Source organism: uncultured Campylobacter sp. (assembly GCF_937973075.1).
Classification (GTDB): domain Bacteria; phylum Campylobacterota; class Campylobacteria; order Campylobacterales; family Campylobacteraceae; genus Campylobacter_B.
This window is the reverse complement of sequence record NZ_CALBWL010000049.1, coordinates 1-10010: the sequence shown is the minus strand read 5'-3', so window position 1 is coordinate 10010 and position 10010 is coordinate 1. Positions and strand designations below refer to the sequence as shown.

The following is a 10010-nucleotide window of genomic DNA, read 5'->3' as shown; positions in this document are numbered from 1 at the left end:
AATTTAAATTACTACTGAAATTACCCTAACTTACTCCTAATTATAATTGGAAAAATTCTTTTTGCTTAAGGCAAAATTTCAATTTTATTTTAGGTAAGAATTTATATAATTGTGCCGAAATTGCATATATGGTAATTTTGCATGTTTAGTATTTTCGAAAGGAGAAAATATGGCGAATAAAGGCAAGGTCATATGCCCTTATTGTGGCACAGGCTGTCAAATTGAGCTGACTGCGGAAGACAATTATATCAAATCCGCAACCGGCGTAAGCGACAACCCCGTAAATCAAGGTTGTTTATGTTTAAAAGGTTATTACGGATGGAATTACGTAGGCTCTAGAGATAGGCTTACTACTCCGCTAATTCGTAAAAAGAATGGCAAATTTAGTAAAGACGGCGATTTGGTCGAGGCTAGCTGGGACGAAGCGCTTGATTTGGTTGCTAAAAAGATGCTCGAGGTTAAAGAAAAATACGGTGCCGACGCGATAGCCGGAAACTATTCCGCACGCTGTACGCACGAGGATAACTACGTAGCGCAGAAGCTACTTAGAATTTTAGGCACGAATAATATCGATCACTGCGCGCGTATTTGACACGCTCCGACTGTGGCAGGTCTTGCCAAAACAATCGGTAACGGAGCGGCTACAAATAGCTTTACTGAGATCGGAACTCACAGCAACTGCATTATGATGATCGGCTCAAACCCAGAAAATGGCCACCCGATCGTAGCTATGCACGTTCAAAGAGCGCTAAATAGAGGCGCTAAACTCATCGTAATTGACCCGGTTAAGACGGAATTTGCAAATCGCGCAGATATCCACCTCCAGCTTGAGCCGGAGCACAATATCCCGGTTATAAACGCTTTAATCCATGCTATTATCGACGAGGACCTGGTAAATCACGAATTCGTTGAGAAATACACCAAGGGTTTTGAATATGTAAAAGAGGCGGTTAAAGATTATTCGCCTGAGGCCGTAGCCAAATACACTAGGTTAAACGCTGAAGATATTAGAAAAGCAGCTAGAATTTACGCTACTACGCGACCTGCGGTCATCACGCACGGAATGGGTGTAACTCACTTCAACCACGGCGTAGGCGCGGTTTGTGATATTTCAAATTTAATGCTCGTAACGGGCAACGTAGGCGAGCTTGGAAGCGGCGATCTACCGATCCGCGGACAAGAAAACGTTCAAGGCTGCTGCGATATGGGAATGCTTCCTAACGTATTTACCGGCTATAAAGCCGTAACCGACGAAAGTGCCCGTGATTGGTTTGAGCGCCAGTGGAATTTGCCGAAAGGTCATCTAAATGGCAAGATCGGTATTCATAAAACCGAAGTGCCTGACGCAATTCTTGATGGTAGGGTAAAATTCTTCTGGACGATGGGCGAAAACCCGGTTATGACCGATCCGAACGCAAACCACTTCTTGCGCGCGATTTCGCAGGTAGAGATGTATGTGATCCAAGATATTTTCTTAACCGAGACGAGCCGCAAAGCAGATGTTGTGCTTCCTGGAGCTTGCAGCGGCGAGAAGGAGGGTACTTATGCTAACGCCGAGCGCCGCGTACAGCATAGCGAAATTGTGGTTGCCCCTCCGGGACAAGCTAGACAAGACTGGGCTATCATCTGCGAGCTTGCCAGACGCTTAGGACTAGGGGATTATTTCACATTTCAATCTCCAGAGCAAATTTGGGAAGAGGTGCGCAGGGTAGCTCCGCACAACTACGGCGGAATGAGCTATTATCGTATCAAAAAATACCACGGACTTCACTGGCCGTGCCCTGATGAGAATTCTATGGGCGGACCTGCATTGTATCTTGATAAGAAATTCTTTACTCCGGACGGTAAAGGAAATTTCGTCCCAGTTCTATTCGTGGATGATAAGAGCAAGATCGAAAGCGCCAAAGAGGAATTCGCAAAACGTATGAATATGCCGAAAGATTATCCTGTAATGGCGGGCTCCGTGGACGAGAAGACCGATGCAGAGTTCCCTATCCAGCTTCTAACTACGCGTAAGGTTTACGAGTACGCAGGAGGCGCGATGACTAGGCGCTCTAAGACCGTCGAGCAGGGCGGCGACGCGATAGGACCGATTGCGGAAATGAATCCGAAACTCGCCGAGCGATATGGAATTTCGCAGGGCGATTTCATCGTCGCGTGGAGCCGCTACGGCTATATCGCGATCAAGGCCGACATCACCGAGTGTATAATGGACGGTATCATTCAGATGTCTTATCACTACTGGGAGAGCTGCTGCAACGAGCTAACCAGCGGCGGCTGGGATCTAATCGCCAAAACGCCTACATTTAAGGCAGCGATTCAGATTAAAAAGATCGACGAAGAGGAATTTTTGCGTATCCGCGAGCTTAAGCGGATTAAATTTCAAACCAATAAAGTCGTTTACGACGACTTCCACCACCATCCGATTAAATTCTAAGAATTTAATCCTATCCGTAGATTCGGGGGGGCTATGCTTCCGAATCTACTTTTTAACAAAATTCAAATAATATGAAATTTTGGCGATTTAGCCGTCTTGTGATATTTTAAAGATCAAAAATTTCAGGAATTCAATAAATTTCGCGGTATTAATATGCTTTTGTGGCGTAGTTACGCTATCAATAAGAGGGTGTGAAATTTATCTGCTATTGCGTTAATAGATCTGGCGGCAGAGACCGGGCATTCGTGATTTATCAAATCCTAATAAATTTAATCTTAATCAGAGCGGCATAATAGAATAAATTTTAAAGATAAGCATGATAATAAAACTATTTTATCGTGGCGAATCTTACCAAATTACATTATTGATTAAATTTTAACGCGCGCAGGCTGATTTTATGCGAATTAGCCTATATTGCCAAGAAATGCCATAATTTTAATAACGCAAATGCAATTTTTGTGATTTTAATATATAAATGCAAAAGGCTCATAGGCTTTTAAAGCGCAAGACACGGCTTTTAATCTTAATGGTCGCAAATGCCGGTCTATGGCATAGCCGGAGTAGTTTCGCGCTTCGTCTGAAATCCATAAATTTTGATTTTAAAATTTTAGATTTAAAATTCCGAATTCCGTCGAGCTTGGAATTCGGAATTTTTAGAATTTTGTTTCATCGCGTGTTTTTGGCGTTCTATTTCACATGAGAGTCGTTCGCTGCGCTAGATCGCGCTGCTTGCGATGTTAAAGTTATTGCGCCAAAGCTTCTGCCTGCTTGCGAACCAGATTTATGAACTGGGCTCTGATATTGAAGTTATTGTGCCAAAGCTGCTGCGGCAGAATTCCATCTACTTTATTTAAAAGTAGTTAGAATTTCTGCCGCTTATCGCGCCTGAGCTACTTATTGTGCCGGTCTATTTGTCGCGCCTTAATTTTTACGCTCGCAGCGCCCACTTTACTTTGTCGCGCCTAAATTTTTGCCGTCCGTCGCATTAGAATCGCTTGCAGCGCCGCGATTTTCGCTGCTTGCAGAATCTGAGTTTGTCGTACCGCTAGAGCCTGCGGAGATTGGATTTGCTATGCTTTCGCCCGCGATGCCGCTTACGTTATTTATGTAGGCTACGGTGCTTATTTTATTCCATTCTCTACCGATTTTCAAAAACGCGCGCTGGCTGTCTAGGATCTCTTTAAACATCGGATCTTTCGCCGCTTCCTCGTCTAAGATTTCATTCGTTGCTTTTTTAAGCGCGGCTATCACGTCCGCAGGGAAGTCGCGCACTTGCACGTCCGGAAACTGCGCTTTTAGCTCCGCCCAAATGCGAGCGTTTTCGTAAAAGCCTTTATTTTGGAAGTTCTCGCCAGCAAGTCTTGCCGCAGCCTCTAAGATCGCTTGAAGATCCGCAGGCAGCTTCTCTAGCGCCTTTTGATTTACCAGCAGCTGGCAGTCTCCCATAGGCTCTTGCCAGCCTGTGTAGTAGTATTTAGCCACTTTGTGAAATCCAAGCGGCATATCATAGACAGGGCTTACCCACTCGACCGCGTCGATCGTACCCATCTCTAACGCCATAAATAGCTCGCCCGTAGGCACCGTGTTTATAGTGGCACCCAGCTTGCTCATCACCTCTCCGCCTAGCCCTGGTATGCGGAATTTAAGCCCTTGCAAATCTGCGACCGAGTTGATCTCTTTTTTAAACCAGCCGCCCATTTGCATGCCGGTAGATCCCATCAAAAAGGTCTTCATACCGTATTGTGCGAACATCTTATCGTTAAGCTCTCGCCCACCACCATAATAATACCACGCGTGTTGCTCATCAGTAGTCATACCGAAAGGCACCGCCGTCCAGAGCATAGTTTTGGCGTCTTTGCCTTTATAATAATAAAGCGAAGTATATCCTAGATCGTATTGACCGCTTTTGACGAAGTCGAATACGCCAAAGCTTGCCTTGTGCTTGCTCGGCGTATCGATGCGGATCTGAAGCCTACCACCGCTAAGGCTTTCGGCATAGTTTTTAAAATCCTCAGCAGCAGCGCCCAAAACGGGCGTAGTCGCCTCCCACGTACTAGCAAGTCTTAGGCGATATACCTTATCGTCGCCGAAAAGCTGCGAGCCCAAAAGCATGAGACATGCAAACAAAAAAATCTTTTTCATTTCTATCCTTTCATAAAGTTTTAAATTCATAAAATTTCAAAATTTAGCGCGACATCTGCTTAAAATTTAATCGCGTCCTGCGTTACTGCTACGAAATTCTGATTCGCGGTGCCTATTTTTATCCACGCGTTGTTTTCTATTCTATTTTACGACGCTTCATCTTATCGGCGCCTTGCTCTGCAAATATCTTATTTCGCGACATTTTACTTCTTAGCGCCCTGCCCAAGCTTTTTATTTTACGGTGCCTGGCTTTTGCGATGATAGAGTGCCGCGTTCGTTTTAATTTTGTCATGTGTTCGGGCGTACTTACTTGCACCTGCGTCATATCTAGCGATAATATTTTATCAAGCGCGCTTGCTTAAAAGCCTCTGGCGCGGATCTTTTTTTCTTAGAAATGACAAAAGTATCTTAAAGTGCCATTTACGCGCTTTTGCAGATAAAATTCTCCCTTCCTTTCAAAGCGAGCTTTGTCATTATCGGCAAGCTTAGACGCTACGCCATTTTTTGATCTTAGACGGCAGAATCGTGCTTTTAAATTTAAAATTCCGCAATCTGGGTAATCTTTGCATCACAGGCAAGCAAAAGTTTAGCCTTTATATTTAAATTTTGCGCCTTAGTTGAGCGCAAAATTCCGCGTGGAGTTTTGATGCAAATTCCGCGCGAAGCCTAGATTAGAATTTTACGCAGAGCCATCCCGCGTTGTCTAAAATTTTTTGCAAAATTCCGTGCCGCAAAATGCACTTAAAATTTCGAATTTGCTATTGCGCGGAATTTTCTTAGCGTAAATTCTAAGCCTTGAAATTTTACTCTTGTTTGACAGCATAAAATTTTAAAACAAAATTCTGCAACTGCTATGCCATAAAATTTTATTCGCAAAGCCTGCTTGCTAAATTTTAAAATTTTGAGCCTAAGTCCGCAAAATTCTGCATTCCGCATTTTAGAAATTCTATTTCGCAAAATTTTATCTCGCGGATCTCTCGCTCTATAAATTTCTGCGCTAAATGAAATTTTACTCCGCATAGTTTGCGCTTAGTAAAATTCTAGCTCGCAGAATTTCGCTTAAAATTTCGCGCTTAGCCCTTATTTTCAAACAACTCCGCGTGTTTGCTGCGTAAAAACTCAACCACGGCGATTACCTCATCCGCGCCGCTAGCGTCCGAGTTCGCAAGCACTGTGTCGATATTTTCGATATACAGCTGCGCCGCATCAGCGAGCCGCTCGCGCCTCACGCCCGCGTAGAGCAGCATCGCGTCAAGCAGGATGTTGATCTCGTAGATGAGGTCCTGCTCGGCGATTTTTTCGTCATTATTTTTCATCTTCTTCCTTTGAAATTTGAGTTTTTTTCTCGATTAGATCCACGATTTGCGCCTTTACGGTTTCGTACGAGCTCGCGTCTTTAAAGCCTGCAAACATCCCGCCGCTCGCGTTTACGTGCCCGCCGCCGCCGAGGAGCAGCTTTGCCATTTCGCTAACGTCGATTTTGCCGTCGGCGCGAAAGCTGAGCGTTTTTTTGCTCGTTACATCGATGAAAAAATCGACATCGGAGTTTTGCGTCAAAAAGTCGTTGCCGATGACGCTTACGTTGCCGATATTGTAGGTCAAAATACCCTTTTTACCGAGGTAGTCGATCGCAAAGCGCTGCTTTTGCGCGCTTAGACGGGCGACTACGAAATGCGAAACGAGATTGCTTAGCGTATCGTCGCGCTCGCTTTTAAAAAATTCTTTCTTTATGCCGTGCAGTGCGCTATCTAGCGCGATGTGTGCGCTCGGCTCGTCTTGAAATTTAAAAATTTTTTCTAGCAAGAAAAAGATATAATCCCTGCTTTCCCGCTCAAACATGATCTTATTGATCTCTTTCGCGCCCGAGACCATACCGAGGCAGACCTTGCCGAGCTCAAACTCGCTCTCGTCTTTAAGCCAGATATCCACGGCGTTTACGACGCGCACGAGCTTATCCAGCCGCGGCGAGCCGCCGAACATCGCGCTGAAAAAATCATAAGTGATCTTCGTGGCGCAGCGCGATGAGTCCAGGAAATACCACGGGAATTTTTTCGCGCACTCAAGTCCGCTTTGATGATGATCCAGAAGGATCGCGCGGGCGTTGCGACGGGCTAGTTCGCCGCTAAATTTCTCGCACTGCGCGGGCAGTAAATTTAGATCGGTGATCAAAACCAGGCTTTTCTCGCCTGCGTTTACGGCGAGCCGCTCGTCGATACGAGCGAGGATGAGATCAAATTTTTCGTTTATCTCTTTGCCGTAGTTGGCATTGAAAAATTCCACGTCCGTCAGGTAGTGCGCCGCGACGAACTGCGCGCCGTAGCCGTCTAGATCGGTGTGGCTGAGGTGATATATTTTCATTTGCGCTCTTTGCCGATAATGTCTGCTAGCGTGATCGTATCCATATACTCATCGACTTTCTCTTGAAGTTCGCCGAACATTAGATTGACGCGGCATAGCGTGCGACCGTTTGGGCAGGCGTCGATCCCCTCGGCAGTGCAGTCAAATACCGTCGCCTTGCGTCTTTCAGCGCTTTTGATGATCTCGCTTAGCGTGATCTCGTCCGCATTGCGCGCGAGCACAAAGCCGCCTTTTGCGCCTTTGAAGGAATTTAGAAGTCCCGCGCGAGCTAAATTTTGTAAAATTTTAGCCAAAAAGCTGCGTGAAATTCCAAGCTCGCTAGAGATCGAATCGACATCCATCGACTCCTCCTTGCCCGCGATGCAGATCATTGAAAGCAGGGCGTATTCGCTTGCTTTTGTAAAAAGCATTTATTTTCTCCTTTGGTGTCAAAGCATGCATTTTACACAAAGAAAGCAAAAATTTAGGTTAATTAAGTATAATCGCTTCCTATTTTACCGATCAGGAGGTCATCATGGCTTTAGACACGGCTCAAAAAGCACAGATAGTTGCGAAATTCGCTAGAAGAGAGAAGGATACGGGCTCTGCAGAGGTGCAAATCGCGCTTCTTACCGAGAGGATCACGCTTCTTACCACTCATTTGCAAGCAAATCCGAAAGATTTTTCATCTCGCTTAGGACTGCTAAAGCTAGTAGGTCAGCGCAAAAGAATGATGAAATATCTTAAAAACAAAGACTACGCAGTTTACTCCAAGCTCGTTAGCGAGTTAAATTTAAGAGATAAATAAGCTCCTTTGTTCGCGGCGGCGTTTATTTTGTCCGTCGCGATTATACACGGCGTCCGCCAAACGGCGGGCGCTTTTTTATGCCTGGAATTTCAGCGATTGCGGTTTTGAAATTCTAAAATGCAGTGTCGTCAAATTTTAACGTTTTAAAATTCATCCGTTCGCCATTCGCTTGTCCGCAACGCCTTGTCTTGACGCAACATTTCTCGCTTCGGCGAACGCCTTTGTCTCGATGTAATGCTTTTGCTTTGCCGCAACTTTCTTGCTTCTTGCTAGTGGCTTGCAAAATTTTGACATTTTAAATTACGCCTATCGTTTTATTTTCGCCATTTAAATTATCTGAATTCTTATCGCTTGAATTGCCGCTGTTATTGCCGTTCGGATCTAAATTTTTGCTCGGGTTGTCTAGATCGCTTTTAAAATTTAAGCGAAAAATGCCGCCGCATCTATTTAAAATTTCGCTTTATAAAAATTCAGCGAATTTTAATAGGGTGGGGCGTATTATTTATAAATCTTATTTTAATTCAAGGATTATTAATGGATTATTTTCACGGCATCGCAATCAACGCAAAAAAAGAGGTGCTTACGAATATGAGTAGTGAAACCGATACGAATGTGTATGGCTCAAGTAGTGGTGACATTGTTTATGGTGGTAGAATTAATACCAATACGACAGCTTATACGACTACTAGAACTAGCACCACGCACACGCATATATGGACTTTTCAGCTTAAAGGACTGGGTAAGGATTTATTTAGGGTAGCTTTAGGTGAAAATTTCGCAATTGTAGATGGCGATGAAATGGCTGGTTATGCGGAAAGAAACGGCGGTTATATGGATTGTGGCGTTACTAAAAATGTAACTAGAAATATAAGCAACGAAAATCAAATCTTAGCTGACACCGAAAGTCTTAAACCTGAATTTGCCGCTGACTTGGTAGTTTATGGCGTCATTGCAGGTGGAGTATTAGGTCTTATATGCAATGGACTTTATTTTCAATGGTCTTATATCGCGTCGTTTATAATAGGCGCGATAGGCGGCGGTATTTTGACATCTAAAACTTATAAGTTATTAGTTTATAACAAGAAATTACGCGAATATGAAAGAATTTTAGATGACACAAAGCGCTTCTTAGACGATTTTGAAAATCGCGTTGTAGGTGAAAAAGTCAACGAAGAAACAGGACTGATCATAAACGCAAGCCCTCAAGAACAAATCGAAGTAACTTCAGAGGCGCAGCAAATAGAGACGAACTAGCTTTAAAATTTCAGTCGCATTTGAAGTTATATTTTTCGTGCGGTTTGAAATTTACTTAGAAAAAAGTGTCAATATACTAAAACTAAATTTTATCCTTTCGGGCGTGCGATTCGAAACTATACGCACGCCTTATTTTCAGCGTATAAGGTTGTTTTAAAATCCTAGTACATACAATTTTAAAATTCTATTACTATGAAAATTGTAAAAATCCAAAAATATGCAAATTGCAAATTTCTTGTTTTGTATAAATTTAAAGCCTATTTAAACGCCGTAAAGCTCATAAAATTCGCCCATTTAAAGATACTCTCGACGCGCTTAAAGCCCGCGCTCAGCGCCAAGGTGCGGTTTTCTGCCTCAGTGTAGGGCACGAGCACGTTTTCAAGCGCCTCGCGTTTTTGCGCGATCTCGTAGCGCGAGTAGCCCTGCGCGCGCTTGTAATCCTCGTAAATTTCGATCATACGGCGCGCGAGCGCAGGCTCTTCGTAGACGATCTTTTCGCTAAAGATAAAAACCCCGCCCTCGCGCAATCCGTCGTAAATTTTGCTCACGAGCGCGGCTCGGCGCGGCGGTCTGATAAACTGCAAGGTGTAGTTTAGGATCACGGCGTCGCAGTCCGCGAGACTCGCATCCAGCACGTCCGATACGCTAAGCTCGAGCTTAGCGCCGAATGCCGCCGCCTTGGCGCGGGCGTTTTGTATCATCGCCTCCGAGCTGTCAATGCCGCACAGCCGCAGATCGGGGCGCAGCGCAAACAGCGACAGCAGCGCGGTCGCAGTCGAGCAGCCAAGATCGATCACGCGGGCCTTTTGCGGCAGTATCCGCGCCAAAAGCTCGCTGCTAAGCCGCGTGCTAGCCTCATAAAACGGCACGCTGCGCCCGATCATATCGTCAAAAACCGACGCGACGCTGGCGTCAAACTCAAACTGCTTTTTGATAGGCTCTTTAAAAATTTCGTCTTTCATCTGTTTCCTTTTTAGTTTCGCTATTCGCGCAGCACTCGATTTATACTTCCTACGCATGCTAAACGCAGAA

The 10010-nt window shown here is 44.7% G+C and carries 8 protein-coding genes; 3 read left to right on the top strand and 5 right to left on the bottom strand.

Annotated features, from left to right (window positions below; translation table 11 throughout):
- Window positions 1-169 precede the first annotated feature (169 nt).
- Window positions 170-2437 (top strand): molybdopterin-dependent oxidoreductase, encoded by a 2268-nt coding sequence (locus Q0274_RS06495; protein ID WP_298028413.1) that lies wholly within the window; start codon window positions 170-172, stop codon window positions 2435-2437.
- Between the two features lie 948 nt (window positions 2438-3385).
- On the opposite strand, the gene Q0274_RS06490 is transcribed toward Q0274_RS06495, so the two are convergent.
- The 4 genes from Q0274_RS06490 to Q0274_RS06475 all read right to left on the bottom strand — a co-directional run bounded on the left by Q0274_RS06490 (window position 3386) and on the right by Q0274_RS06475 (window position 7347).
- Window positions 3386-4579 (bottom strand): TRAP transporter substrate-binding protein, encoded by a 1194-nt coding sequence (locus tag Q0274_RS06490; protein ID WP_298028412.1) that lies wholly within the window; start codon window positions 4577-4579, stop codon window positions 3386-3388.
- A gap of 1073 nt (window positions 4580-5652) precedes the next feature.
- Window positions 5653-5895, bottom strand: coding sequence for a hypothetical protein (locus Q0274_RS06485; protein WP_298028411.1), 243 nt, complete (start codon window positions 5893-5895; stop codon window positions 5653-5655).
- Window positions 5885-6937, bottom strand: coding sequence for a 3'-to-5' oligoribonuclease B (locus Q0274_RS06480; RefSeq protein WP_298028410.1), 1053 nt, complete (start codon window positions 6935-6937; stop codon window positions 5885-5887). Before Q0274_RS06480 ends, Q0274_RS06485 begins: the two co-directional genes overlap by 11 nt.
- Window positions 6934-7347: an Rrf2 family transcriptional regulator gene (locus Q0274_RS06475; RefSeq protein ID WP_177387765.1), complete on the bottom strand. Its 414-nt coding sequence runs from the start codon at window positions 7345-7347 to the stop codon at window positions 6934-6936. Before Q0274_RS06475 ends, Q0274_RS06480 begins: the two co-directional genes overlap by 4 nt.
- 104 nt (window positions 7348-7451) lie before the next feature.
- On the opposite strand from Q0274_RS06475, the gene rpsO reads away from it, so the two are divergent.
- Together rpsO and Q0274_RS06465 are read left to right on the top strand one after the other, a co-directional pair.
- The gene (gene rpsO, locus Q0274_RS06470) at window positions 7452-7724 is read left to right on the top strand and encodes a 30S ribosomal protein S15 (protein ID WP_005871877.1); all 273 of its coding nucleotides are present in this window, start codon (window positions 7452-7454) and stop codon (window positions 7722-7724) included.
- A gap of 534 nt (window positions 7725-8258) precedes the next feature.
- Window positions 8259-8978 carry a hypothetical protein gene (locus tag Q0274_RS06465; protein WP_298028409.1) on the top strand — a complete coding sequence of 240 codons (720 nt, stop codon included), beginning with the start codon at window positions 8259-8261 and terminating at the stop codon, window positions 8976-8978.
- Between the two features lie 257 nt (window positions 8979-9235).
- Here the strand turns inward: Q0274_RS06465 and cmoA are convergent, their stop codons facing one another.
- Window positions 9236-9940 (bottom strand): carboxy-S-adenosyl-L-methionine synthase CmoA, encoded by a 705-nt coding sequence (cmoA, locus tag Q0274_RS06460; protein ID WP_298028414.1) that lies wholly within the window; start codon window positions 9938-9940, stop codon window positions 9236-9238.
- Window positions 9941-10010 lie beyond the last annotated feature (70 nt).